At 58.3% G+C, this 24,830-nt stretch carries 36 protein-coding genes; 2 read left to right on the top strand and 34 right to left on the bottom strand.

Annotated elements, in window-relative coordinates; all coding sequences use genetic code 11:
* Window positions 1-118 precede the first annotated feature (118 nt).
* Window positions 119-889, bottom strand: coding sequence for an SDR family NAD(P)-dependent oxidoreductase (locus BLS27_RS22740; protein ID WP_043210271.1), 771 nt, complete (start codon window positions 887-889; stop codon window positions 119-121).
* Between the two features lie 273 nt (window positions 890-1,162).
* Here BLS27_RS22740 and BLS27_RS22735 point away from each other — a divergent pair, with 273 nt between their 5' ends.
* Window positions 1,163-2,545, top strand: coding sequence for an aminotransferase-like domain-containing protein (locus tag BLS27_RS22735; RefSeq protein WP_090346910.1), 1,383 nt, complete (start codon window positions 1,163-1,165; stop codon window positions 2,543-2,545).
* An 84-nt stretch (window positions 2,546-2,629) separates the two neighbouring features.
* On the opposite strand, the gene BLS27_RS22730 is transcribed toward BLS27_RS22735, so the two are convergent.
* Both BLS27_RS22730 and BLS27_RS22725 read right to left on the bottom strand, forming a co-directional pair.
* Window positions 2,630-3,175, bottom strand: coding sequence for a single-stranded DNA-binding protein (locus tag BLS27_RS22730; protein ID WP_090346909.1), 546 nt, complete (start codon window positions 3,173-3,175; stop codon window positions 2,630-2,632).
* Between the two features lie 9 nt (window positions 3,176-3,184).
* Window positions 3,185-4,579 (bottom strand): MFS transporter, encoded by a 1,395-nt coding sequence (locus BLS27_RS22725; protein WP_043210280.1) that lies wholly within the window; start codon window positions 4,577-4,579, stop codon window positions 3,185-3,187.
* A gap of 129 nt (window positions 4,580-4,708) precedes the next feature.
* Between BLS27_RS22725 and uvrA the strand changes: the two genes are divergently transcribed.
* Window positions 4,709-7,543, top strand: coding sequence for an excinuclease ABC subunit UvrA (uvrA, locus tag BLS27_RS22720; protein WP_043210283.1), 2,835 nt, complete (start codon window positions 4,709-4,711; stop codon window positions 7,541-7,543).
* A gap of 72 nt (window positions 7,544-7,615) precedes the next feature.
* On the opposite strand, the gene bfr is transcribed toward uvrA, so the two are convergent.
* The 31 genes from bfr to tuf all read right to left on the bottom strand — a co-directional run.
* Window positions 7,616-8,080 (bottom strand): bacterioferritin, encoded by a 465-nt coding sequence (gene bfr, locus BLS27_RS22715; protein WP_028690240.1) that lies wholly within the window; start codon window positions 8,078-8,080, stop codon window positions 7,616-7,618.
* Window positions 8,081-8,244: 164 nt separating this feature from the next.
* Window positions 8,245-9,684 carry a catalase gene (locus tag BLS27_RS22710; protein ID WP_043210287.1) on the bottom strand — a complete coding sequence of 480 codons (1,440 nt, stop codon included), beginning with the start codon at window positions 9,682-9,684 and terminating at the stop codon, window positions 8,245-8,247.
* A 170-nt stretch (window positions 9,685-9,854) separates the two neighbouring features.
* Complete coding sequence (rplQ, locus tag BLS27_RS22705; RefSeq protein ID WP_043210290.1) at window positions 9,855-10,241, bottom strand: 50S ribosomal protein L17; 387 nt, start codon at window positions 10,239-10,241, stop codon at window positions 9,855-9,857.
* Between the two features lie 42 nt (window positions 10,242-10,283).
* Window positions 10,284-11,285 (bottom strand): DNA-directed RNA polymerase subunit alpha, encoded by a 1,002-nt coding sequence (locus BLS27_RS22700; protein ID WP_003255452.1) that lies wholly within the window; start codon window positions 11,283-11,285, stop codon window positions 10,284-10,286.
* A gap of 22 nt (window positions 11,286-11,307) precedes the next feature.
* The gene (gene rpsD / locus BLS27_RS22695) at window positions 11,308-11,928 is read right to left on the bottom strand and encodes a 30S ribosomal protein S4 (protein ID WP_043210292.1); all 621 of its coding nucleotides are present in this window, start codon (window positions 11,926-11,928) and stop codon (window positions 11,308-11,310) included.
* A gap of 15 nt (window positions 11,929-11,943) precedes the next feature.
* Window positions 11,944-12,333, bottom strand: coding sequence for a 30S ribosomal protein S11 (gene rpsK, locus BLS27_RS22690; protein ID WP_003255454.1), 390 nt, complete (start codon window positions 12,331-12,333; stop codon window positions 11,944-11,946).
* 18 nt (window positions 12,334-12,351) lie between these two features.
* Window positions 12,352-12,708 (bottom strand): 30S ribosomal protein S13, encoded by a 357-nt coding sequence (gene rpsM / locus BLS27_RS22685; protein WP_003255457.1) that lies wholly within the window; start codon window positions 12,706-12,708, stop codon window positions 12,352-12,354.
* A 131-nt stretch (window positions 12,709-12,839) separates the two neighbouring features.
* Window positions 12,840-12,956 carry a 50S ribosomal protein L36 gene (rpmJ, locus tag BLS27_RS22680; RefSeq protein WP_011531897.1) on the bottom strand — a complete coding sequence of 39 codons (117 nt, stop codon included), beginning with the start codon at window positions 12,954-12,956 and terminating at the stop codon, window positions 12,840-12,842.
* A gap of 28 nt (window positions 12,957-12,984) precedes the next feature.
* Window positions 12,985-14,316, bottom strand: a complete 1,332-nt coding sequence (secY, locus tag BLS27_RS22675; protein WP_043210294.1) for a preprotein translocase subunit SecY — start codon at window positions 14,314-14,316, stop codon at window positions 12,985-12,987.
* Entirely contained in the window at window positions 14,317-14,751 is a 435-nt protein-coding gene (gene rplO / locus BLS27_RS22670) for a 50S ribosomal protein L15 (RefSeq protein WP_003257107.1), read from the bottom strand.
* Window positions 14,752-14,754: 3 nt separating this feature from the next.
* Window positions 14,755-14,931: a 50S ribosomal protein L30 gene (gene rpmD / locus BLS27_RS22665; RefSeq protein WP_009397493.1), complete on the bottom strand. Its 177-nt coding sequence runs from the start codon at window positions 14,929-14,931 to the stop codon at window positions 14,755-14,757.
* A 2-nt stretch (window positions 14,932-14,933) separates the two neighbouring features.
* Entirely contained in the window at window positions 14,934-15,434 is a 501-nt protein-coding gene (gene rpsE, locus BLS27_RS22660) for a 30S ribosomal protein S5 (protein ID WP_023382626.1), read from the bottom strand.
* A 3-nt stretch (window positions 15,435-15,437) separates the two neighbouring features.
* Window positions 15,438-15,788, bottom strand: coding sequence for a 50S ribosomal protein L18 (rplR, locus tag BLS27_RS22655; protein ID WP_011531893.1), 351 nt, complete (start codon window positions 15,786-15,788; stop codon window positions 15,438-15,440).
* Window positions 15,789-15,798: 10 nt separating this feature from the next.
* A complete protein-coding gene (gene rplF / locus BLS27_RS22650) occupies window positions 15,799-16,332 on the bottom strand; it encodes a 50S ribosomal protein L6 (RefSeq protein ID WP_043210302.1) in 534 nt (177 codons plus the stop codon).
* 12 nt (window positions 16,333-16,344) lie between these two features.
* Window positions 16,345-16,737, bottom strand: a complete 393-nt coding sequence (gene rpsH / locus BLS27_RS22645; RefSeq protein ID WP_043210304.1) for a 30S ribosomal protein S8 — start codon at window positions 16,735-16,737, stop codon at window positions 16,345-16,347.
* A 210-nt stretch (window positions 16,738-16,947) separates the two neighbouring features.
* Window positions 16,948-17,253 (bottom strand): 30S ribosomal protein S14, encoded by a 306-nt coding sequence (gene rpsN, locus BLS27_RS22640; RefSeq protein ID WP_013970638.1) that lies wholly within the window; start codon window positions 17,251-17,253, stop codon window positions 16,948-16,950.
* Window positions 17,254-17,266: 13 nt separating this feature from the next.
* Window positions 17,267-17,806 (bottom strand): 50S ribosomal protein L5, encoded by a 540-nt coding sequence (rplE, locus tag BLS27_RS22635; protein ID WP_043210306.1) that lies wholly within the window; start codon window positions 17,804-17,806, stop codon window positions 17,267-17,269.
* 20 nt (window positions 17,807-17,826) lie between these two features.
* Window positions 17,827-18,141 carry a 50S ribosomal protein L24 gene (gene rplX, locus BLS27_RS22630; protein WP_013970637.1) on the bottom strand — a complete coding sequence of 105 codons (315 nt, stop codon included), beginning with the start codon at window positions 18,139-18,141 and terminating at the stop codon, window positions 17,827-17,829.
* An 11-nt stretch (window positions 18,142-18,152) separates the two neighbouring features.
* A complete protein-coding gene (gene rplN / locus BLS27_RS22625; RefSeq protein ID WP_008089810.1) occupies window positions 18,153-18,521 on the bottom strand; it encodes a 50S ribosomal protein L14 in 369 nt (122 codons plus the stop codon).
* Between the two features lie 23 nt (window positions 18,522-18,544).
* Window positions 18,545-18,811, bottom strand: coding sequence for a 30S ribosomal protein S17 (gene rpsQ, locus BLS27_RS22620; RefSeq protein WP_043210310.1), 267 nt, complete (start codon window positions 18,809-18,811; stop codon window positions 18,545-18,547).
* A gap of 2 nt (window positions 18,812-18,813) precedes the next feature.
* Window positions 18,814-19,005 (bottom strand): 50S ribosomal protein L29, encoded by a 192-nt coding sequence (gene rpmC, locus BLS27_RS22615; RefSeq protein ID WP_002555481.1) that lies wholly within the window; start codon window positions 19,003-19,005, stop codon window positions 18,814-18,816.
* Window positions 19,005-19,418: a 50S ribosomal protein L16 gene (gene rplP / locus BLS27_RS22610; protein WP_009397508.1), complete on the bottom strand. Its 414-nt coding sequence runs from the start codon at window positions 19,416-19,418 to the stop codon at window positions 19,005-19,007. Before rplP ends, rpmC begins: the two co-directional genes overlap by 1 nt.
* Window positions 19,419-19,430: 12 nt before the next feature.
* Window positions 19,431-20,117 carry a 30S ribosomal protein S3 gene (gene rpsC, locus BLS27_RS22605; RefSeq protein ID WP_003255481.1) on the bottom strand — a complete coding sequence of 229 codons (687 nt, stop codon included), beginning with the start codon at window positions 20,115-20,117 and terminating at the stop codon, window positions 19,431-19,433.
* A gap of 13 nt (window positions 20,118-20,130) precedes the next feature.
* Window positions 20,131-20,463, bottom strand: coding sequence for a 50S ribosomal protein L22 (gene rplV, locus BLS27_RS22600; protein ID WP_003103908.1), 333 nt, complete (start codon window positions 20,461-20,463; stop codon window positions 20,131-20,133).
* An 11-nt stretch (window positions 20,464-20,474) separates the two neighbouring features.
* Window positions 20,475-20,750, bottom strand: a complete 276-nt coding sequence (gene rpsS / locus BLS27_RS22595; protein WP_010486981.1) for a 30S ribosomal protein S19 — start codon at window positions 20,748-20,750, stop codon at window positions 20,475-20,477.
* 16 nt (window positions 20,751-20,766) lie between these two features.
* A complete protein-coding gene (gene rplB, locus BLS27_RS22590) occupies window positions 20,767-21,591 on the bottom strand; it encodes a 50S ribosomal protein L2 (RefSeq protein ID WP_043210313.1) in 825 nt (274 codons plus the stop codon).
* Window positions 21,592-21,605: 14 nt separating this feature from the next.
* Window positions 21,606-21,905: a 50S ribosomal protein L23 gene (gene rplW, locus BLS27_RS22585; RefSeq protein WP_003255484.1), complete on the bottom strand. Its 300-nt coding sequence runs from the start codon at window positions 21,903-21,905 to the stop codon at window positions 21,606-21,608.
* A complete protein-coding gene (gene rplD, locus BLS27_RS22580; RefSeq protein WP_043210315.1) occupies window positions 21,902-22,504 on the bottom strand; it encodes a 50S ribosomal protein L4 in 603 nt (200 codons plus the stop codon). Before rplD ends, rplW begins: the two co-directional genes overlap by 4 nt.
* A 12-nt stretch (window positions 22,505-22,516) precedes the next feature.
* Window positions 22,517-23,152, bottom strand: coding sequence for a 50S ribosomal protein L3 (gene rplC, locus BLS27_RS22575; protein ID WP_043210317.1), 636 nt, complete (start codon window positions 23,150-23,152; stop codon window positions 22,517-22,519).
* An 81-nt stretch (window positions 23,153-23,233) separates the two neighbouring features.
* Entirely contained in the window at window positions 23,234-23,545 is a 312-nt protein-coding gene (rpsJ, locus tag BLS27_RS22570; RefSeq protein WP_003186070.1) for a 30S ribosomal protein S10, read from the bottom strand.
* A 142-nt stretch (window positions 23,546-23,687) separates the two neighbouring features.
* On the bottom strand, window positions 23,688-24,830 hold a 1,143-nt coding region (gene tuf / locus BLS27_RS22565), incomplete at its 5' end, for an elongation factor Tu (protein ID WP_139205772.1).

The raw sequence follows: 24,830 nt of genomic DNA, 5'->3' as shown, positions 1-24,830 counted from the left end.
CAAGGACTTCACGGTGGCGGCCAACGGATGGCCACCAACCCTAACTCTAGCCAAGAATCCTGAATACGCGATGACATGGCTCAAAGGACTGTTTCATCAGTGAAACAGCCCTTGCCCCTCACGCCTGCGCGGTACGAGGCAGATTACGCACCACGTTCAGCCCCGCGCTGCTTTGCGCCACCGGCATGATCTCGATGGTGTTGATGTTCACATGCGCCGGTTGGGCTGCGATCCAGGCTACGGTGGCGGCGATGTCCTCGGGCAGAAGCGCCTCGACGTCGCGGTACAGCGCTTCCACGGCGTCCAGGTCGCCCTTGAGTCGAACCACCGAGAAGTCGGTACCCGAACACAGGCCCGGCTCGATGTTGCTCACCCGTACCCGGGTGCCGGCGAGGTCGGCGCGCAGGTTGAGGCTGAACTGTCGGACGAATGCCTTGCTGGCGCCATACACGTTACCGCCCGGGTACGGATAGGTGCCGGCGATGGAGCCGATATTGACGATCAGGCCGCTGTCGGCCTCGACCATGCGGGGGAGGATTTTATGTGTGACCATCGTCAGGCCGGTGATGTTGGTGTCGATCATCCGCTGCCAGTTCTCGGCACTGGCCTGCTGCGCCCGATCAATGCCCAGCGCCAGCCCGGCATTGTTTACCAGCACATCGATGTTCAACGAGGCCTTGCCGATCCACTCGACAGCCGCGTCCACCGAGGCCGGATCAGTGACATCCAGCGCCAGCGGGATGAACGAGTCGCCCAGTTCGCCCTCGAGCTCCTTGAGTTTGTCCATGCGCCGAGCGCCACCGATGACCCGGTAGCCCTCGGCGACCAGCGTACGGCAGATGGCGCGGCCAAAGCCTGCGGAAGCGCCAGTTACAAATGCGGTTTTCATAAGGATCTCCAGCGGTCGAACATCAGGTCAGGTGCTTGTTACGGCGAGATTACATCGATCCAATGATGGTAATCAGGAAAATATCATCGATTCAATTACTTTATTTCCTTGATCTTACCAATTCGCACAACCCTTTGATTGATAAGTAATTATTGTCTGCATATGCGAAATCAAGTGACTTCATGTAATGGACTTGGGGAGTAATTCACCTTGATTACACCCCTATTGCATTCATGCTAGGCTTGCCCGCTCACCCTATACTGGTGCCATTTCATGTGGGTTCCTCATTACAGCGCCCTGACGCAACCGGTTTACCTGATGATCGCCGATGCCCTTGAACAGGACATTGCCAGCGGGAAGCTGGTAGCCGGCGACCGATTGCCGACGCTCAAGGACTTGGCCGAGCGCCTGAGCGTGACGCCAGGCACCATTGGCCGGGCTTATGATGAGGCGGCCAAGCGGGGTCTGGTGATCGGCGAAGTAGGACGCGGCACCTTTGTACGCCCCTCAAAAGCCCCTGCTGCCCCGGCAACTCGCAGCACGGGCATCAGCAATGAAAACGGCCAGATCGATTTGTCGATCATCAAGCCAAACGACGCCCACATGACACAGTGGTTGCGCGGCTCGCTCCACGAGCTGGCCGACGCCGCCGACCTGATCCAGGCGCTCGATTACGTCACCGACGGTGGTCATGCCGTCCACAAGGAAGCGGGCGCGGCCTGGATCAGGCGCTGGCTTCCGGATGCCAGCTGGCAGCAGGTGGTCTTGACCTCCGGCGCCCAGCACGGCCTGCTGGTCGCCCTCAGCAGCCTGTCGAAAACCGACGATGTGATTCTGTGCGAATCCTTCTGCTACCCCGGTATCATTTCCTTGGCCCACAGCCTGGGCCGGCGCCTTCAGGGCGTGGCCGTGGATGAGCATGGCCTGATTCCTGAGGCGCTGCGCGCCGCCTGCCTCGAGCATCGCCCTACCCTGCTGGTTTGTGTAACTACACACCAGAACCCGACCAACTCGATCATGCCCCACGCCCGGCGTGAGGCCATCGCCGCTATTGCCCGCGAGTTCGACCTGGTCATCATCGATGACGACATCTACGGATTCCTGGCGCCGACGTCCAGCTACAAGCCCCTGGCCGCCTATGCACCGGAGCGTTCCATTTACCTGACCAGCCTGTCCAAGAGCGTGTTGCCGGCGCTGCGCATCGGTTATCTGTATGCACCGCCACACATGTTGTCGCGCTTGTCCTCGATGGTGCGCAGCAGCGTCTGGATGCCCTCGCCCTTGATGGCCCAGCTCGCCAGCAACTTGATCAACAGCGGCAGGGCGGACCAACTGTTAAGAACCCAGCAGGAGGAAGCCGCCGCACGCCAGCAGATGGCCAAGAACATCCTCGGCAAGTACTCGATCCGCAGCCAACCCCACAGTTTCCATCTCTGGCTCGAACTCCCAGCCCCTTGGACCAGCGATGAATTCGCCCACCTGGCACGCAGCAACGGCGTAACTGTCGTCAGCGGTAGCCAATTCCTGCCTCAACGCAGCGACGCGCCCAACGGCGTGCGCATTGCGCTGATGGCCCCCACCCGGGACGAGCTCGCTTTTGCGCTGACCAAACTGGCCAGCTTGCTGGACTCACCAGAGCCACGGTTGTTCTATTGACCCCGTTTTAGAGCGCGCATGAAAAAGCCGCAGCCAGTTGCCTGGCTGCGGCTTTTTTTCGAGTACTGATCGGGCAGCGATCCGTTAGAACGGAATATCGTCGTCGAAGCTGTCGAAGTCAGCGGCCGGTTGCGTAGCTGGCTGCTGTGGCGCAGGACGCTGTGGAGCCTGCTGTGGACGCGGAGCCTGCTGGCGTGGCGCCTGGTTGTACTGCTGCTGGCCACCACCTTGGTTGTAGTTGCCACCACCTTGGTTGTACGGGTCGCCGCCCTGTTGCTGGTTCTGCGGACGACCGCCCAGCAGCTGCATGGTGCCCTGCATGTCGACGATGATTTCGGTGGTGTAGCGCTTGATGCCGTCTTTTTCCCACTCGCGGGTCTGCAGCTTGCCCTCGATGTACACCTGGGAACCTTTGCGCAGGTATTCGCCAGCGATTTCGGCGACTTTGCCGAACATGGCAACACGGTGCCACTCGGTGCGCTCGACTTTCTGGCCGGACTGCTTGTCGGTCCACTGCTCGCTGGTGGCCAGGCTCAGGTTGGTCACGGCGTTACCGTTGGGCAGGTAGCGGACTTCGGGATCCTGACCGCAAGTGCCGACCAGAATGACTTTGTTAACCCCACGGGCCATAACGTTCTCCTAGGCTTCGCACGCCGAAGACGCTGGGTTCACCAGACGCTCAAGGGTCGCACGGTCCAAAATTTTCGTATCCAGTTTGATATAGACGGCGGCTTCTTCCGCCACCACTACGGCGTCGGTCACACCCGGCACAGCCAGCAGGCGCTCGGTCAGCCCGGCTTCCCGGACACCTTCAGGCGACAGCGGCATGCGCAGGCTGGTTACATACGGCGGCTCGTTCATGCTCAATGCCGTGGCCAACCAGATGGCGCACAGCCCTGCGCAACCGAGGAACACCATGCCCAGACCACCGTGCTGGAACAACCAGCCACCGATGATTCCTCCCAGTGCGGCGCCTAGGAACTGACTGGTGGAATATACCCCCATGGCCGTCCCTTTGCCGCCTGCGGGCGACACTTTGCTCACCAGCGAAGGCAGCGATGCCTCCAGCAGGTTGAATGCCGTAAAGAATACCACGGTGCCGATCACCAGTCCGCGCAAGTTGTCAGCCCACTGCCAGAAGAACACCTCGACCATCAGCAGCACACTGACCGCGCCGAGCAACACCCGTTTCATCTTGCGCTTCTTCTCGCCATAGATGATGAAGGGGATCATTGCAAAAAATGAAACGAGCAACGCGGTCAGGTACACCCACCAATGCTGCTCTTTCGGCAGGCCGCCACGCTCGACGAAGGCCAAGGGCAGCGCGACGAAGCTGGCCATGAGGATGGCGTGGAGGATGAAGATGCTCACATCCAGGCGCAGAAGGTCCGGATGACGCAGCGTCGGGCCGAGCGCCTTGCGGGCCACGCCCGACTCTCGGTGCTGCAGGGCACTGTGTGCGCTAGGCACGACGAAGGCGATGAGCACGATACCCACCAGGGCAAGTCCTGCCGTGGCAAGGAACAATCCTGACAGGCCGAAGGCACGAGTCAGCAACGGGCCGACGACCATGGCAACCGCGAACGACAGGCCGATGCTCATGCCGATCATGGCCATTGCTTTGGTGCGGTGCTGTTCACGGGTCAGGTCGGACAACAGCGCCATGACGGCGGCCGAAATCGCCCCGGCACCTTGCAGGATGCGACCGGCGATCACGCCCCAGATGGAGTCCGCCTGGGCCGCCAGCAAACTGCCGAGCGCAAACACCACCAATCCGAGGTAAATGACCGGACGGCGGCCGATGCGATCGGAAATCATCCCGAACGGGATCTGCAAGACAGCCTGAGTCAGGCCATAGGCCCCGATGGCCAGGCCAATCAGCGCCGGCGTGGCACCGGCCAGGTCCATGCCGTAGGTCGCCAGCACCGGCAGGACCATGAACATGCCCAGCATACGAAAGGCAAAGACCAGGGCCAGGCCGCCAGCAGCGCGGGTTTCGCTGCCACTCATGCGCTCGTTGTGCGTGTCGTGCATGGAATAACCTCGTGTGAACCGGCGGCGATTCTATCAGTCCGACAGCGTAACAGCATCTACGCGACGCTTTGCCGCGTACTGGCAGCGCGCCTTATACTCCCTTGTTTATGCCCGCCGAGCGAGGCCGCAGTGGACAAGATCCTGATTCGTGGGGCACGTACCCACAACCTGAAGAACATCGACCTGACCCTGCCCCGGGACAAGCTGATCGTGATCACCGGCTTGTCCGGCTCCGGCAAGTCGTCCCTGGCGTTCGATACCCTCTACGCCGAGGGCCAGCGGCGCTATGTGGAATCCCTGTCGGCCTATGCCCGGCAGTTCCTGTCGATGATGGAAAAACCTGACGTCGATACCATCGAAGGCCTGTCGCCGGCCATCTCCATCGAACAGAAGTCGACCTCCCACAACCCACGCTCCACTGTCGGCACCATCACCGAGATCTACGATTACCTGCGCCTGCTCTATGCCCGCGTCGGCACGCCACGCTGCCCGGACCACGACATTCCGCTGGAGGCGCAAACGATCAGCCAGATGGTCGACCTGGTGCTCGAGCGCCCGGAAGGCACCAAACTGATGCTGCTGGCGCCGGTAGTGCGCGAACGCAAGGGCGAGCATCTGGCGGTGTTCGACGAACTGCGCGCCCAGGGGTTCGTGCGCGCCCGAGTCAACGGCAAGCTCTACGAGCTGGACGAGCTGCCCAAGCTGGATAAACAGAAAAAGCACAGCATCGATGTGGTGGTGGACCGCTTCAAGGTCCGCGAAGACTTGCAGCAGCGCCTGGCGGAGTCGTTCGAAACGGCCTTGAAGCTGGCCGACGGCATCGCCTTGGTAGCGCCGATGGACGACGAGACAGGAGAAGAGATGATCTTCTCCGCGCGCTTCGCCTGCCCGGTGTGCGGGCATGCCATCAGCGAGCTCGAGCCGAAGCTGTTCTCCTTCAACAACCCGGCCGGCGCTTGCCCGACCTGCGACGGCCTGGGGGTCAAGCAGTTCTTCGACACCAAGCGCCTGGTCAACACTGAACTGACCCTGGCCGAGGGCGCCATTCGTGGCTGGGATCGGCGCAACGTCTATTACTTCCAGATGCTCGGCTCCCTGGCGGCACACTACGGTTTCAGTCTCGAACTGCCATTCGGTGAGCTGTCGGCCGAGCACCAGAAAGTCATTCTGCACGGCAGTGGCAAGCAAAGCGTCGACTTCAAGTACCTCAACGACCGTGGCGACATCGTCAAGCGCTCGCACCCGTTCGAGGGCATCGTGCCCAACCTGGAGCGGCGTTACCGCGAGACCGAATCAGCCACTGTGCGCGAAGAGCTGGCCAAGTATCTGGGCACCCAACCCTGCCCGGACTGCCGCGGCACCCGCCTGCGTCGTGAAGCGCGTCACGTGTGGGTGGGCGAGAAGACCTTGCCGGCCGTCACCAACCTGCCGATCGGCGAAGCCAGCGACTACTTCAGCGACCTCACCCTGACAGGCCGACGCGGCGAAATCGCGGCGAAGATCCTCAAGGAGATTTGCGAGCGACTGCAGTTCCTGGTCAACGTCGGCCTCGACTACCTCACCTTGGACCGCAGCGCCGAGACCCTCTCCGGCGGCGAAGCCCAGCGCATCCGCCTGGCCAGCCAGATCGGCGCTGGCCTGGTGGGGGTGATGTACATTCTCGACGAACCCTCCATTGGCCTGCACCAGCGCGACAACGACCGCTTGCTGGCGACCCTCAATCACCTGCGGGACCTTGGCAATACCGTGATTGTGGTGGAGCACGACGAGGACGCGATCCGTCTAGCCGACTATGTGGTGGACATCGGCCCTGGCGCGGGCGTGCACGGAGGGAAGATCGTCGCGGAAGGCTCGCCTGAGGAAGTCATGGCTCACCCCGACTCGCTCACAGGCAAATACCTGTCCGGGCGCAAGAAAATCGTCGTGCCGGCCAAGCGCACCCCCCGCGACAAGAAGCTTGCCCTCAAGCTCAAAGGCGCCCGCGGGAACAACCTGCAAAACGTTGATCTCGAAGTGCCGATCGGCCTGCTGACCTGCGTCACCGGGGTTTCCGGCTCGGGCAAATCGACACTGATCAACAATACTCTGTTCCCACTGGCGGCCACGGCCCTCAATGGCGCCAGCAGCCTGGAAGCGGCTGCTCATACCAGCCTCGACGGCCTGCAACACCTGGACAAGGTGGTCGATATCGACCAGAGCCCCATCGGCCGCACGCCGCGCTCCAACCCGGCGACCTACACCGGTATCTTCACCCCGATCCGCGAGCTGTTCGCCGGCGTGCCGGAGTCGCGCGCCCGCGGCTATGGCCCAGGGCGCTTCTCGTTCAACGTCAAGGGTGGTCGCTGCGAAGCCTGCCAGGGCGATGGTCTGATCAAGGTGGAAATGCATTTCCTGCCGGACATCTATGTGCCGTGCGATGTGTGCAAGAGCAAGCGCTACAACCGCGAGACGCTGGAGATCAAGTACAAGGGCAAGAACATCCACGAGGTTCTGGAAATGACCATCGAGGACGCCCGTGAATTCTTCGACGCGGTCCCCGCCCTGGCGCGCAAGCTGCAAACGCTGATGGATGTCGGGCTTTCCTACATCAAGCTCGGGCAATCGGCTACAACGCTATCCGGCGGCGAAGCGCAGCGGGTCAAGCTGTCCCGAGAGCTGTCCAAGCGCGACACCGGCAAGACGCTCTACATCCTCGACGAGCCGACCACGGGCCTGCACTTCGCTGACATCCAGCAACTGCTCGATGTGCTGCACCGCTTGCGCGATCACGGCAACACCGTGGTGGTGATCGAGCACAACCTGGATGTGATCAAGACCGCCGACTGGCTTGTGGACCTTGGACCGGAGGGAGGCTCGAAGGGCGGGCAAATCATCGCCTGCGGTACGCCTGAAGAACTGGCCGAGATGAAACAGTCCTATACCGGCCATTACCTCAAGCCGCTGCTGGAGCGTGACCGAGTGTGACGAAAAAAGCCCCTGGCATGTTGATGCCAGGGGCTTTGCTTGGCGCCACCTCCTCGCGGAAGGCGTGGGGCATTACATCTGCGACTGCAGGTAGTTCTCCAGGCCGATCGCTTTGATCAGGCCTTGCTGTTTCTCCAGCCAATAGGTGTGATCTTCTTCAGTATCGGCCAGTTGCGCACGCAGAATGTCGCGACTGATGTAGTCCTTGTGCAGCTCGCACAATTCGATGCCTTTGCACAGTGCGGCACGCACCTTGTACTCGAGCTTCAAATCGGCCTCGATCATCTCCGGCACGGTGCTGCCGACCTCCAGATCGTCGGCGCGCATGTCGGGCGTACCTTCGAGCATGAGGATCCGACGCATCAGAGCATCGGCGTGCTGCGTCTCCTCTTCCATCTCGTGGTTGATACGCTCGTAGAGCTTGGTCAGGCCCCAATCTTCATACATGCGAGAGTGGATGAAGTATTGATCGCGTGCTGCCAGTTCGCCCTTCAGCAACGTGACGAGGTAGTTGATTACGTCCGGGTGACCTTGCATCGCCCTGCTTCTCCCTGTGAAAACGGCTTATGGCTCATAGTTTGAACCAGGATTTGTCTACGGTCACGGACAAAGGCGCAATTAGAAGCAAAAAATCGGTTAAACAGTAGTGATATTCATTGAAAAACCGCCCAAATGAGGGCGGTTCTTCTTATCACTTCGACTTAGGCGAGATTGACGCCCAGAGCCTTTGCAACGCCCTCGCCATAGGCAGGATCCGCCTTGAAGAAGTACTGCAACTGACGTTGCACTACATCATCGCTAACCCCCGCCATCGCCCCGGCGATATTGCTGATGAGCAGTGCCTTTTGCTCGTCACTCATCAAGCGGAACAGTGCACCCGCGTGACTGTAGTAGTCCGTGTCTTCACGGTGATCATAGCGATCAGCGGCGCCCTGCAGGGCCAGTGCCGGCTCGGCGTGACGCGACGACTGTTTGGGCGCATCACTGTAGCTGTTGGGCTCGTAGTTCGGCGCACTGCCATAGTTACCGAAGGCCATCGCGCCATCGCGCTGGTAGCTGTGCACAGGGCAACGCGGCGCATTGACTGGCAGCTGCTGATGGTTGGTGCCAACGCGATAGCGGTGCGCATCGGCATAGGCGAACACGCGCCCTTGCAGCATCCGATCCGGCGAGAGGCCCACACCTGGGACCATGTTGCTCGGGCCAAAGGCGGCCTGCTCGACTTCAGCGAAATAGTTGAGCGGGTTACGGTTGAGCTCCAACACACCAACTTCGATCAACGGGTATTCCTTCTGCGACCAAGTCTTGGTCACATCAAAGGGGTTTTCCTCCCGAGCTGCTGCCTCTGCCTCGCTCATCACTTGAATGCATACAGTCCAGCGCGGGTAATCACCACGCTCGATGGCCTCGAACAGGTCACGCTGAGCGTAGTCCGGGTCTGTACCTGCCAAACGGGCGGCCTCGACGGGCGACAGGTTCTTGATGCCTTGCTGGGTCTTGAAGTGCCACTTGACCCAAGTGCGCTCGCCCTTGGCGTTGATCAGGCTGTAGGTATGACTGCCAAAGCCGTGCATGTGGCGGTAGCCATCCGGAATGCCTCGATCAGAGAACAGAATGGTGACCTGGTGCAGCGCCTCCGGCGAATGAGACCAGAAGTCCCACATCATTTGGGCATTCTTCAAATTGGACTGCGGGTGCCGCTTTTGGGTATGGATGAAGTCCGGGAATTTCAGCGGATCGCGAATGAAGAATACAGGTGTGTTGTTGCCAACGATGTCCCAATTGCCTTCCTCGGTATAGAACTTCACTGCAAAGCCACGCGGATCACGCTCGGTGTCTGCAGAGCCGCGCTCTCCGCCTACGGTGGAGAAACGCAGGAAGGTCTCTGTTTCCTTGCCGATACGCTCGAATAGCTTGGCGCTGGTGTATTGGGTGATATCGCGGGTGACAGTGAAGGTACCGTATGCGCCAGAGCCCTTGGCGTGTACACGGCGTTCCGGGATGTTCTCCCGGTTGAAGTGGGCGAGTTTCTCGATCAGATGGAAATCATCGAGCAACAGCGGGCCGCGCGGCCCGGCCGAACGGGAATTCTGGTTGTCTGCTACTGGGGCACCGCTGGCGGTGGTGAGAATCTTGCTCATGGGCTCTCCTTATCAGTTTTTAGCTGCCGCTGATCGGCGTGCTGACAAGTATGGGCAACCCTGGTTACAAGAACTAATTCATTGATTGATTCACATCAATAGAAATTGATAATCCGTGCAAGCACAAAAAACCGGGCACTAGGCCCGGTTTCTTGTAGCAGACTGACGTCTTACTCGGCGGCTTCTACAGCACCACCGACCGGACGATCAACCAGCTCGACGTACGCCATAGGCGCGTTGTCGCCAGCGCGGAAACCGCACTTCAGGATACGCAGGTAGCCGCCCTGACGGGTGGCGTAGCGCTTGCCCAGATCGTTGAACAGCTTGCCAACGGCAGCTTTCGAACGGGTACGGTCGAAAGCCAGACGGCGGTTGGCGACGCTGTCTTCCTTGGCCAGGGTGATCAGCGGCTCGGCAACGCGGCGCAGTTCCTTGGCTTTCGGCAGGGTGGTTTTGATCAGCTCGTGCTCGATCAACGACACTGCCATGTTCTGGAACATAGCCTTGCGGTGAGAGCTGGTACGGCTCAGGTGACGTCCACTTTTACGATGACGCATGATTCATTCCTTACCAAACACTACGTTCGGTGATTACGACGATCAGGCGGTCGCCTTGTCGTCTTTCTTAAGACTTGCAGGCGGCCAGTTGTCGAGGCGCATGCCGAGAGACAGACCACGAGAGGCCAGGACGTCCTTGATTTCAGTCAGGGACTTCTTGCCCAGGTTAGGAGTCTTCAACAGCTCTACTTCGGTACGCTGAATCAGGTCGCCGATGTAGTAGATGTTCTCCGCCTTGAGGCAGTTGGCCGAACGTACGGTCAGTTCCAGATCGTCAACCGGACGCAGCAGGATCGGATCGATCTCGTCTTCCTGCTCGACTACAACAGGCTCGCTGTCACCTTTGAGGTCGACGAACGCGGCCAGCTGCTGTTGCAGGATGGTCGCGGCGCGGCGGATAGCCTCTTCAGGGTCCAGGGTGCCGTTGGTTTCCAGATCGATGACCAGCTTGTCCAGGTTGGTACGCTGCTCAACACGGGCGTTCTCGACCACATAGGCGATACGACGCACCGGGCTGAACGAAGCGTCCAACTGCAGACGGCCGATGCTGCGGCTTTCGTCTTCGTCAGTCTGACGGGAGTCGGCCGGCTCGTAACCGCGACCACGAGCTACGGTGAGCTTCATGTTCAGGGCGCCGTTGGACGCCAGGTTCGCGATTACGTGATCGGGATTGACGATCTCGACATCGTGATCCAGCTGAATATCGGCAGCGGTAACCACCCCCGAACCCTTTTTCGACAAGGTCAGCGTAACTTCGTCACGACCGTGCAGCTTGATAGCCAGGCCTTTGAGGTTCAACAGGATTTCAATGACATCTTCCTGTACACCTTCGATCGCGGAGTACTCGTGGAGTACGCCATCGATCTCGGCCTCGACTACTGCACAGCCAGGCATGGAGGACAACAGGATGCGGCGCAGCGCGTTGCCCAGGGTATGGCCGAAACCACGCTCGAGAGGCTCGAGCGTGATCTTGGCGCGGGTCGGACTGACAACCTGCACATCAATGTGGCGGGGTGTCAGGAACTCATTTACCGAAATCTGCATGGATGCACCTATTTTCTAGCCCTTACTTGGAGTAGAGCTCGACAATCAGGTTTTCGTTGATGTCGGCGGACAGGTCGCTGCGAGCAGGAACGTTCTTGAAAACGCCCGACTTCTTGGCAGCATCCACGTCAACCCACTCAACGCGGCCACGCTGGGCGCACAGTTCAAGGGCTTGAACAATGCGCAGCTGGTTCTGCGACTTCTCGCGAACCGCGACCACGTCACCCGGACGAACTTGGTAGGATGGAATGTTTACGGTCTTGCCGTTGACGCTGATTGCCTTGTGCGAAACCAGCTGACGCGATTCCGAACGAGTGGAACCGAAGCCCATACGGTAGACAACGTTGTCCAGACGGCACTCGAGCAGTTGCAGCAGGTTTTCACCGGTAGCGCCTTTTTTCGAGGCAGCAGTCTGGTAGTAACCGCGGAACTGACGCTCCAGTACACCGTAGATACGACGAACTTTTTGCTTCTCGCGCAGCTGGGTACCGTAGTCGGACTGACGGCCACGGCGCTGACCGTGGATACCTGGGGCTGCTTCGATGTTGCACTTCGATTCCAGAGCGCGAACGCCGCTCTTCAGGAACAGGTCGGTGCCTTCACGACGAGACAGTTTGCATTTTGGACCAATGTAACGTGCCATTTATCTGTCTCCTGATTACACGCGACGCTTCTTCGGCGGACGGCACCCGTTGTGCGGGATTGGCGTCACGTCGGTGATGCTGGCGATCTTGTAGCCGCAGCTGTTCAGTGCACGAACGGCGGACTCACGACCTGGACCTGGACCCTTGACGTTGACGTCGAGGTTCTTCAGGCCATATTCCAGCGCAGCTTGACCAGCACGCTCAGCAGCGATCTGGGCTGCGAACGGGGTGGATTTGCGCGAACCACGGAAACCCGAACCACCGGAAGTAGCCCAGGACAGTGCGTTGCCCTGACGGTCGGTGATGGTCACGATGGTGTTGTTGAAAGACGCATGGATGTGGGCGATGCCATCAACCACTGTCTTTTTGACTTTCTTACGAGGACGAGCAGCAGGTTTTGCCATGTCTATATTCCTGGGCGATTACTTGCGGATCGGCTTACGCGGGCCCTTACGGGTGCGTGCGTTGGTCTTGGTGCGCTGACCGCGAACCGGCAGACCTTTACGATGACGCAGGCCGCGGTAGCAACCCAGGTCCATCAAGCGCTTGATCTTCATGTTGATGTCACGGCGCAGGTCACCTTCGGTGGTGAACTTCGCGACTTCGCCACGCAGGGTTTCGATTTGCTCGTCGCTCAGATCCTTGATCTTAGCGGCTGGATTTACACCAGCGTCTGCACAGATCTTCTGTGCAGTTGTGCGACCGACACCATAGATGTAGGTCAGCGAGATAACAGTGTGCTTGTTATCTGGAATGTTGACGCCTGCAATACGGGCCATTCAGTGGGACTCCAATTGACAGCTACCTACGCCCCGGAAGCCAAGAAATAGGGCGCGAGATAATATCGCTGTAGAAACGAATAATCAACCCAGCAGCACACTAGCTGCTGGGTTTGAAGCGCGGATCACACTCAGCCTTGGCGCTGCTTGTGACGCGGTTCCGCGCTGCAGATCACGCGCACGATACCTTCGCGACGAATGATCTTGCAGTTGCGGCACAGCTTTTTCACCGATGCACGAACTTTCATTACCGACTCCTCGAACCTTAGGGGACTATCAGCGCAGCAGGCCGCTGCCACCGTAGCCTTTCAGGTTGGCTTTCTTCATCAGGGATTCGTACTGGTGCGAAACGAGGTGCGATTGTACTTGGGACATGAAGTCCATCACAACCACTACCACAATCAGCAACGAGGTCCCGCCAAGGTAGAACGGCACGTTTGCTGCCACCACCAGGAACTGGGGCAGAAGGCAGACGGCCATCATGTAAAGAGCACCGAACATGGTCAAACGAGTCAGAACGCCATCGATATAGCGCGCCGACTGCTCACCAGGACGGATACCCGGAATAAAGGCACCGGACTTCTTCAGGTTTTCCGCTACGTCTTTCGGATTGAACATCAATGCTGTGTAGAAGAAGCAGAAGAAAATGATCCCTGCACTAAACAGCAGAATGTTCAACGGCTGACCAGGAGCGATCGACTGCGAGATGTCTTGCAGCCAGCCCATACCTTCGGACTGACCGAACCAGGCACCCAGCGAAGCCGGGAACAGCAAAATGCTGCTGGCGAAAATAGCCGGGATAACCCCCGCCATGTTCACCTTGAGCGGCAAGTGGCTAGTCTGCGCAGCAAAGACCTTACGGCCCTGCTGACGCTTGGCGTAGTGAACGGCGATACGACGCTGACCACGCTCAATGAACACCACGAAGCCGATAATCGCTACTGCCAGCAAACCGATAGCGACCAGGGCGAAGATGTTGATATCGCCTGTACGCGCAGACTCGAAAGACTGCCCGATTGCTCTCGGAAGACCGGCAACGATACCTGCGAAGATCAACATCGAGATACCGTTGCCCACACCGCGCTCGGTGATCTGCTCGCCCAGCCACATCATGAACATCGCGCCGGCCACGAAGGTGGCAACGGCGACAACATAGAAGCTCAGGCCTGCAGAAAACGCCACGCCCTGGTTGGCCAAGCCGATGGACATGCCAATGGCTTGAACCAGTGCCAGGATAACGGTGCCGTAGCGGGTGTACTGGCTGATCTTGCGACGGCCAGCTTCACCTTCCTTCTTCAACTGCTCCAGTTGTGGGCTGACCGCGGTCATGAGCTGCATGATGATCGATGCCGAAATGTACGGCATGATCCCCAGTGCAAAGATGCTCATGCGCTCCAGCGCACCACCGGAAAACATGTTGAACAAGCTAAGAATGGTCCCCTCATTCTGCCGAAACAGATCCGCCAGACGGTCCGGATTGATGCCAGGCACCGGGATATGCGCGCCAATTCGATAGACGATGATCGCCATGAACAGAAAGCGCAGACGAGCCCAGAGTTCCGACATCCCGCCCTTACCGAGCGAAGAGAGAGCACCTTGCTTAGCCATTTATTCCTCGAACTTGCCGCCAGCTGCTTCGATAGCCGCACGCGCACCCTTGGTGGCTGCGATACCCTTGATGGTGACTGCGCGAGTGACTTCGCCCGACAGCATGATTTTCACACGCTGTACGTTCTGGCCGATCACGTTGGCATCCTTCAGGGATTGCACGGAAATCACGTCGCCTTCCACCTTGGCCAGCTCGGACAGACGCACTTCAGCGCGATCCATAGCTTTCAGGGAAACGAAGCCGAACTTCGGCAGACGACGGTGCAGCGGCTGTTGACCGCCTTCGAAGCCCGGAGCGATCGAACCACCGGAACGGGAGGTTTGACCTTTGTGGCCGCGGCCACCGGTCTTGCCCAAACCGCTACCGATACCACGACCCGGACGATGCTTCTCGCGACGGGAACCCGGCGCTGGACTCAGATCATTGAGTTTCATCGATTAACCCTCGACGCGCAGCATGTAGTAAGCCTTGTTGATCATCCCGCGGTTTTCGGGAGTGTCTTGGACTTCTACAGTGTGACCGATGCGACGCAGACCCAGACCCTTAACGCACAGTTTGTGGTTAGGCAGGCGGCCGGCGGTGCTTTTGATCAGCGTTACTTTTACGGTTGCCATGATCAGATGATCTCCTCAACGCTCTTGCCGCGCTTGGCAGCAATGGACTCAGGAGATTGCATGGCTTTCAGACCCTTGAAGGTGGCGTAAACCACGTTCACTGGGTTGGTCGAACCGTAGCACTTGGCCAGAACGTTCTGGACACCAGCAACTTCCAGGACAGCACGCATTGCGCCGCCGGCGATGATACCGGTACCTTCCGAGGCAGGCTGCATGTAAACCTTCGAGGCGCCGTGGGCGGCCTTGGTGGCGTACTGCAGGGTAGTGCCCTTCAGGTCAACCTGGATCATGTTGCGACGGGCAGCTTCCATGGCTTTCTGAATCGCAGCAGGTACTTCGCGCGACTTGCCACGGCCGAAGCCGACACGGCCCTTGCCATCACCTACCACGGTCAGCGCGGTGAAGGTGAAGATACGGCCGCCTTTGACGGTTTTTGCAACGCGGTTAACTTGAACCAGCTTCTCGATGTAGCCTTCGTCGCGCTTTTGGTCGTTATTTGCCATAACTTAGAACTCCAGCCCGCCTTCACGAGCAGCATCAGCCAGCGCCTTGACGCGGCCGTGGTACTTGAAGCCAGAACGGTCGAAAGCAACTTGAGAGACGCCGGCGGCTTTCGCGCGCTCAGCTACCAGCTTGCCAACCTTAGTGGCCGCGTCGATGTTGCCGGTGGCGCCATCACGCAGTTCTTTGTCCAAGGTAGAGGCGCTTGCCAGAACCTTGCTGCCGTCGGCCGAAATGACCTGGGCGTAGATGTGCTGCGAGGAGCGGAACACGCAGAGACGCACGGCTTCGAGCTCGTGCATTTTCAGGCGTGCTTTGCGAGCGCGACGCAGTCGAGTAACTTTTTTGTCGGTCATTTGCTAGGCCCTACTTCTTCTTGGCTTCTTTACGACGGACTACTTCGTCCGCGTAACGCACACCCTTGCCTTTGTAAGGCTCTGGCGGACGGAAGTCGCGGATTTCAGCGGCCACCTGACCAACCAGCTGCTTGTCGATACCCTTGATCAGGATGTCGGTCTGGCTGGGAGTTTCAGCGGTGATGCCGGCTGGCAGTTCGTAGTCCACTGGGTGCGAGAAGCCCAGAGCCAGGTTCAGGACGGAGCCCTTGGCCTGTGCTTTGTAACCAACACCGATCAGCTGGAGCTTACGCTCGAAGCCTTGGCTTACGCCCTGAACCATGTTGTTGACCAGAGCACGGGTGGTACCGGCCATGGCGCGGGCTTGCTGGTCACCGTTGCGAGCGGCGAAACGCAGCTCACCAGACTCTTCGGTAACTTCAACAGACGAGTGAACGTTCAGTTCGAGAGTGCCTTTGGCACCCTTAACCGAAAGCTGTTGGCCGGCGAATTTGACTTCGACGCCAGCTGGCAGCTTAACGGGGTTCTTAGCGACGCGAGACATGCCTATCTCCCCTTAGAACACTGTGCACAGAACTTCGCCGCCGACACCGGCAGCGCGCGCAGCGCGATCAGTCATCACACCTTTGTTGGTGGAGACGATAGACACGCCCAGGCCGCCACGTACTTTCGGCAGGTCTGCGACGGACTTGTACTGGCGCAGGCCTGGACGGCTGGAGCGCTTCAGTTCCTCGATGACCGGACGGCCTTCGAAGTACTTCAGTTCGATCGACAGGGAAGGCTTGGCCTCACCAGTTACCTGGTAGCCAGCGATGTAACCTTCGTCCTTCAGAACTTTGGCAACCGCGACCTTCAGGGTGGAGGAAGGCATGCTTACGACGGACTTTTCAGCCATCTGGGCATTACGGATGCGAGTTAGCATGTCCGCTAACGGGTCCTGCATACTCATGGGCTAGATGCTCCTGATACAAGAATTATTAGCCTTGCGGCTATCACAACCACCCGAGCGGGCAGGGTAAAAAAACCCAGGCTCAGGTGAGCCGGTCATTCTAGACACAAGGCAGAAACGAAACAAGCCCCATGAAGGGGCTTGTTCGTTGGCGAAGTTACCGACGGTCGGAAGATCGCTCCCCTTCCGCCGGTTCTACACCTGCAGCGATTACCAGGAGGCCTTGACCAGACCCGGTACGTCGCCACGCATTGCAGCTTGACGCAGCATGTTACGGCCCAGGCCGAACTTACGGTATACACCGTGAGGACGACCGGTCAGGCGGCAACGGTTACGCAGGCGCGAGGCGCTAGCGTCGCGTGGCTGCTTCTGCAGAGCGACTACGGCAGCGAAACGCTCTTCAGGAGAGGCGTTCAGGTTGACGATGGTCGCTTTCAGCTCAGCACGCTTCTTAGCGTACTTGGCTACCGTGAGCTGACGCTTCAGCTCGCGGTTCTTCATGCTCTTCTTGGCCATTTTCCTACTCCAATCAGTTGCGGAACGGGAATTTGAAAGCACGCAGCAGAGCGCGACCTTCGTCATCCGTACGAGCAGTGGTGGTCAGGGTGATGTCCAGACCGCGCAGAGCATCGATCTTGTCGTAGTCGATTTCCGGGAAGATGATCTGCTCTTTCACGCCCATGCTGTAGTTGCCACGACCGTCGAAGGACTTGGCATTCAGGCCGCGGAAGTCGCGAACCCGAGGCAGGGAGATCGCCAGCAGGCGGTCCAGGAATTCGTACATACGATCACGGCGCAGGGTTACCTTGACGCCAATCGGCCAACCTTCACGAACCTTGAAGCCCGCAATCGACTTGCGAGCGAAAGTCACAACGGCTTTTTGGCCGGTGATCTTTTCCAGGTCGGCAACGGCGTTCTCGATGACTTTCTTGTCACCGACCGCTTCGCCCAGACCCATGTTCAGGGTGATCTTGGTTACGCGAGGAACTTCCATCACGTTCGCCAGCTTAAGTTCTTCCTTAAGCTTGGGAGCGATTTCGTTCCGGTAAATCTCTTTCAGTCGTGCCATTGTCTTCTACCTAGCAGTGTTCAAGCATCAACCGCTTTCTGGGTCGACTTGAAGACACGAATTTTCTTGCCGTCTTCAACCTTGAAGCCAACGCGGTCAGCCTTGTTGGTTTCACCATTGAAAATGGCAACGTTGGAAGCGTGCAGAGGCGCTTCTTTCTCGACGATACCGCCCTGGACGCCCGCCATCGGGTTAGGCTTGGTATGACGCTTGACCAGGTTGACACCACCAACAACCAGACGGTTGTCAGCGAGAACCTTCAGCACCTTACCGCGCTTACCTTTGTCCTTGCCGGCGATCACGATGATCTCGTCGTCACGACGAATCTTTTGCATGTCGGATCTCCTTAGAGCACTTCAGGGGCGAGCGAGACGATCTTCATGAACTTCTCGGTACGAAGTTCACGGGTCACTGGCCCGAAGATGCGAGTGCCGATCGGCTCTTGCTTGGTGTTCAGCAGAACAGCAGCGTTGCCGTCGAAACGAATGATGGAACCGTCAGCGCGACGTACACCATGACGGGTACGAACGACAACGGCAGTCATCACCTGGCCTTTTTTGACCTTACCGCGAGGAATTGCTTCCTTGACGGTAACTTTGATGATGTCACCGATACCGGCGTAACGGCGGTGGGAACCGCCGAGCACCTTGATGCACATGACGCGACGAGCGCCGCTGTTATCGGCCACATCGAGCATGGATTGAGTCTGAATCATAAAATTTCTCCGACCCTTCGCCCTTAGACTTCAACAGCGCGTTCGATGACTTCAACCAGTGCCCAGGACTTGGTCTTGGCCAGCGGACGGGTTTCACGAATGGAAACCTTGTCGCCGATCTTGCACTGGTTAGTCTCGTCGTGCGCGTGCAGCTTAGTCGAACGCTTAACGTATTTACCGTAGATCGGGTGCTTGACGCGACGCTCGATCAGAACGGTGATGGTCTTGTCCATTTTGTCGCTGACGACACGGCCAGTCAGCGTACGGACGGTTTTTTCAGCTTCAGCCATGATCACTTACCTGCCTGCTGGTTGAGCACAGTTTTCACGCGAGCGATGTCACGCTTAACTTGCGAGAGCAGGTGCGACTGCCCCAACTGGCCAGTTGCCTTCTGCATACGCAGATTGAACTGGTCGCGCAGCAAGCCGAGCAGTTGCTCATTCAGTTGCTGTGCCGATTTTTCACGAAGTTCATTCGCTTTCATCACATCACCGTCCGCTTAACAAAGGAGGTGGCGAGTGGCAGCTTTGCAGCAGCCAGGGCGAAGGCCTCGCGCGCCAGCTCTTCAGAAACACCCTCGATCTCGTACAGGACTTTGCCTGGCTGAATCTGGGCAACCCAGTATTCCACGGAACCTTTACCTTTACCCATACGAACCTCGAGAGGCTTCTTGGTAACCGGCTTGTCCGGGAAGACGCGGATCCAGATCTTGCCGCCACGTTTTACGTGACGGGTCAGGGCACGACGTGCCGACTCGATCTGACGGGCGGTGAGACGACCGCGAGCAACAGCCTTCAGGGCGAATTCGCCGAAGCTGACCTTGCTACCGCGCAGTGCCAGACCACGGTTGTGGCCGGTCATCTGCTTACGGAATTTTGTACGCTTTGGTTGCAACATTTGGCGTACCCCTTACTTAGCAGCTTTTTTACGAGGCGCTGGTGCTTGAGGCTTCAGCTCTTCCTGGCGACCACCAATAACTTCGCCTTTGAAGATCCAAACCTTCACACCGATCACACCGTAAGTGGTGTGAGCTTCGTAGGTGTTGTAGTCGATATCGGCACGCAGGGTGTGCAGAGGCACACGACCTTCGCGATACCACTCAGTACGAGCGATCTCGGCACCGCCGAGACGACCGCTAACCTGGATCTTGATGCCCTTGGCACCAATACGCATGGCGTTCTGAACGGCGCGCTTCATGGCGCGACGGAACATTACGCGGCGCTCCAGCTGCTGAGCTACGCTCTGGGCAACCAGCATTGCGTCGAGTTCCGGCTTGCGGATCTCTTCGATGTTGATGTGCACAGGCACACCCATCTGCTTGGTCAGGTCCTGACGCAGCTTCTCAACGTCCTCACCCTTCTTGCCGATAACGATACCGGGACGAGCGGTGTGGATGGTGATGCGTGCAGTTTGGGCCGGACGATGAATATCGATACGGCTTACGGACGCGCTTTTTAGTTTGTCCTGGAGGTACTCACGCGTTTTCAGATCCTTCAACAGGTAATCTGCGTAAGTAGCGCCGTCTGCATACCAGACGGAGGTGTGCTCCTTGACGATTCCCAGGCGAATGCCAGTGGGATGTACTTTCTGACCCATCTGATCGACTCCGTTACTTGTCCGCAACCTTGACAGTGATATGGCAAGACCGCTTGACGATGCGATCAGCGCGGCCTTTGGCACGCGGCATGATGCGCTTCAGCGAACGCCCTTCGTTGACGAAGACGGTGGAGACCTTCAGGTCATCAACGTCTGCGCCTTCGTTGTGTTCGGCGTTGGCTACGGCCGACTCGAGGACTTTCTTCATGATTTCAGCGGCTTTTTTGCTGCTGAAGGCCAACAGGTTGAGCGCTTCGCCCACCTTCTTCCCGCGGATCTGGTCGGCGACCAAGCGGGCTTTCTGGGCGGAGATTCGAGCGCCCGACAACTTAGCGGCTACTTCCATTTCCTTACCCCTTAACGCTTGGCTTTCTTGTCAGCCACGTGCCCGCGATAGGTGCGGGTACCGGCGAACTCGCCCAGTTTGTGGCCGACCATGTCTTCGTTCACGAGAACTGGGACATGCTGGCGACCGTTATGTACCGCGATGGTCAGACCGACCATTTGTGGCAGGATCATCGAACGGCGCGACCAGGTTTTAACTGGCTTGCGATCGTTCTTCTCCACCGCCACTTCGATCTTCTTCAGAAGGTGAAGATCGATAAAAGGACCTTTTTTCAGAGAACGTGGCACTGTCGTATCCCTCTAGTTACTTGCGACGACGGACGATCATATTGTCGGTACGCTTATTACCACGGGTCTTCGCACCCTTGGTCGGGAAGCCCCATGGCGATACCGGATGACGACCACCGGAGGTACGACCTTCACCACCACCATGTGGGTGGTCAACCGGGTTCATGGCAACACCACGAACGGTTGGGCGAACGCCGCGCCAGCGTTTGGCACCAGCTTTACCCAGCGAACGCAGGCTGTGCTCGGAATTCGAGACTTCGCCCAGGGTCGCACGGCACTCAGCCAGTACTTTACGCATTTCACCAGAGCGCAGACGCAGGGTCACGTAAGCGCCTTCGCGAGCGATCAGCTGAGCCGAAGCACCAGCGGAACGAGCGATCTGAGCACCTTTGCCCGGCTTCAGTTCGATGCCGTGAATGGTGCTACCTACTGGGATGTTGCGCAGTTGCAGGGAGTTACCGGCCTTGATTGGGGCCAGAGCGCCTGCGATCAGCTGGTCGCCAGCAACAACGCCTTTAGGGGCGATGATGTAGCGACGCTCGCCGTCTGCGTAGCACAGCAGGGCGATGTGAGCAGTACGGTTCGGGTCGTATTCGATACGCTCGACGGTGGCCGGGATGCCATCTTTGTCGTTGCGACGGAAGTCAACCAGACGGTAATGCTGCTTATGACCACCACCAACGTGACGAGTGGTGATGCGGCCATTGTTGTTACGACCACCAGACTTCGATTTCTTCTCGATCAGCGGTGCGTGAGGAGCGCCTTTGTGCAGCTCCTTGTTGACCACCTTGACCACGAAACGGCGGCCAGGGGAAGTCGGTTTGCATTTAACGATTGCCATGATGCACCCCTTCCTTACTCAGCACTGCTGCTGAAATCGAGATCTTGGCCTGGCTGAAGGGAGACGATCGCCTTCTTCCAGTCATTACGCTTGCCCAGACCACGTGCGGTACGCTTGGTTTTACCCAGAACGTTAACAGTCGACACGTTTTCAACTTTTACGTTGAACAGGCCTTCGACAGCTTTCTTGATTTCCAGCTTGGTTGCGTCAGTAGCAACCTTGAATACGAACTGGCCTTTCTTCTCAGCCAGAACGGTAGCCTTCTCGGAAACGTGCGGGCCAAGGAGGACTTTAAATACGCGTTCCTGGTTCATCCCAGCAGCTCCTCGAATTTCTTCACGGCCGAGACAGTGATCAACACTTTCTCGTATGCGATCAGACTGACCGGATCGGAACCCTGAACGTCACGTACGTCGACGTGCGGCAGGTTACGAGCAGCCAGGTACAGGTTCTGATCAACAGCGTCGGAAACGATCAGCACGTCGTTCAGACCCATGCCGTTCAGCTTGTTCAGCAGGTCTTTGGTCTTCGGAGCTTCAACAGCGAAGTCCTGAACTACGACCAGACGCTCGCTACGTACCAGCTCGGAGAGGATGGAGCGCAGGGCTGCGCGATACATCTTCTTGTTGAGCTTCTGCGAGTGGTCCTGCGGACGAGCTGCGAAGGTGACACCACCGCCGCGCCAGATTGGGCCGCGAGTGGTACCGGCACGAGCGCGGCCGGTGCCTTTCTGACGCCACGGGCGCTTGCCGCCACCAGCTACGTCGGAACGGGTCTTCTGCTGCTTGGTGCCCTGACGGCCGCCGGCCATGTAGGCCACGACTGCTTGGTGTACCAGCGTCTCGTTGAATTCGCCACCGAAAGTCAGTTCGGAAACTTCGATCGCCTGAGCGTCATTTACATTAAGTTGCATGTCAGTTTCCCCTTAACCGCGAGCCTTGACAGCTGGACGCACAACCACGTCGCCGCCAGTAGCGCCTGGAACGGCACCCTTGACCAGCAGCAGGTTGCGTTCTGCGTCTACGCGTACTACTTCCAGGGACTGAACAGTCACGCGCTCGGCGCCCATGTGACCGGACATCTTCTTGCCCTTGAATACACGACCAGGAGTCTGGCACTGGCCGATGGAGCCAGGGACACGGTGCGATACAGAGTTACCGTGGGTGTTGTCTTGACCACGGAAGTTCCAACGCTTGATGGTACCGGCGAAGCCTTTACCTTTGGACTGACCGGTTACGTCTACCAGCTGGCCTGCAGTGAAGAGTTCAGCTTTGATCAGATCGCCAGCCTGGAAATCGCCTTCTTCAAGACGGAACTCCCAGACACCGCGACCAGCGGCAACGTTAGCCTTGGCGAAGTGACCTGCCTGAGCGGCAGTCACGCGCGAAGCACGACGCTCACCAACAGTGACTTGCACTGCACGGTAGCCATCGGTTTCTTCAGTTTTGAACTGGGTGACGCGATTCGGCTCGATCTCGATGACCGTGACCGGAATGGAGACACCTTCTTCGGTGAAAATGCGGGTCATACCGCACTTGCGACCGACTACACCAATAGTCATGTTGTAAACCTCATGAGTGTACGGGGCTTTCACCCGCTATGGCCGCCCATTTCAGAGCGTTACACGACTCAGACCGAAGTCTTAGCCGAGGCTGATCTGTACTTCCACGCCTGCCGCAAGGTCAAGCTTCATCAGCGCGTCAACGGTTTTATCCGTTGGCTGGACGATGTCCAGAACACGCTTATGAGTGCGGATCTCGTACTGGTCACGCGCGTCTTTGTTGACGTGCGGGGAAACCAGAACGGTGAAACGCTCTTTGCGGGTTGGCAGTGGAATTGGACCACGCACTTGTGCACCAGTACGTTTCGCGGTTTCCACGATTTCCTGGGTGGATTGGTCGATCAGGCGATGGTCAAAAGCCTTCAACCTGATACGGATTTGCTGATTTTGCATTGGATTTCAGACTCCAGGCTGTTCCCATCGGGCGCACTACGCCCGTTAAAAGGAGGCGTGATTCTATAGACGCCCCTATTTAGTGTCAACCCAATAAAAAAAGCCCCCGCTGAGCGGGGGCTTTTTTCAATCGACCGAGTGATTACTCGATGATTTTTGCTACGACGCCGGCGCCGACGGTACGACCGCCTTCACGGATAGCGAAGCGCAGACCGTCTTCCATTGCGATGGTCTTGATCAGGGTAACAGTCATCTGAATGTTGTCACCTGGCATTACCATTTCAACGCCTTCCGGCAGTTCGCAGTTACCGGTCACGTCAGTGGTACGGAAGTAGAACTGAGGACGGTAGCCTTTGAAGAACGGAGTGTGACGACCGCCTTCTTCCTTCGACAGAACGTAGACTTCTGCAGTGAACTTGGTGTGCGGCTTGACCGAACCTGGCTTGACCAGAACCTGGCCACGCTCAACTTCGTCACGCTTGGTGCCGCGCAGCAGGACGCCGCAGTTCTCGCCAGCACGACCTTCGTCCAGCAGCTTGCGGAACATCTCAACGCCGGTGCAGGTGGTGGTGGTGGTTGGACGCAGACCAACGATTTCCAGGGCGTCCTGAACGCGGACGATACCACGCTCGATACGACCGGTAACAACGGTACCACGACCCGAGATCGAGAAGACGTCTTCGATCGGCATCAGGAACGGCTGGTCAACGGCACGAACTGGCTCAGGGATGTAGGCATCCAGAGTCTCAACCAGCTTCTTAACAGCGCTGGTACCCATTTCGTTGTCGTCTTTGCCTTCCAGAGCCATACGAGCCGAACCGATGATGATCGGAGTGTCGTCGCCTGGGAAGTCGTAGGTGGACAGCAGGTCGCGAACTTCCATCTCGACCAGTTCCAGCAGCTCAGCGTCGTCTACCAGGTCAGCCTTGTTCAGGAAGACCACGATGTACGGAACGCCAACCTGACGGGACAGCAGGATGTGCTCACGGGTTTGTGGCATCGGACCATCGGCGGCCGAGCAAACCAGGATCGCGCCGTCCATCTGGGCAGCACCGGTGATCATGTTCTTCACGTAGTCAGCGTGACCTGGGCAGTCAACGTGAGCGTAGTGACGAATGTTCGAGTTGTACTCGACGTGAGCGGTGTTGATGGTGATACCGCGTGCTTTTTCTTCTGGAGCCGAGTCGATCTTGTCGAACTCAACGACGGCCGAACCGAAGACTTCGGAGCAGACGCGGGTCAGAGCTGCAGTCAGAGTGGTCTTACCGTGGTCAACGTGGCCGAT

Origin of the sequence: Pseudomonas guariconensis (assembly GCF_900102675.1) — a bacterium.
Lineage (GTDB): Bacteria > Pseudomonadota > Gammaproteobacteria > Pseudomonadales > Pseudomonadaceae > Aquipseudomonas > Aquipseudomonas guariconensis.
This window is presented reverse-complemented; position numbering and strand designations above follow the sequence as displayed.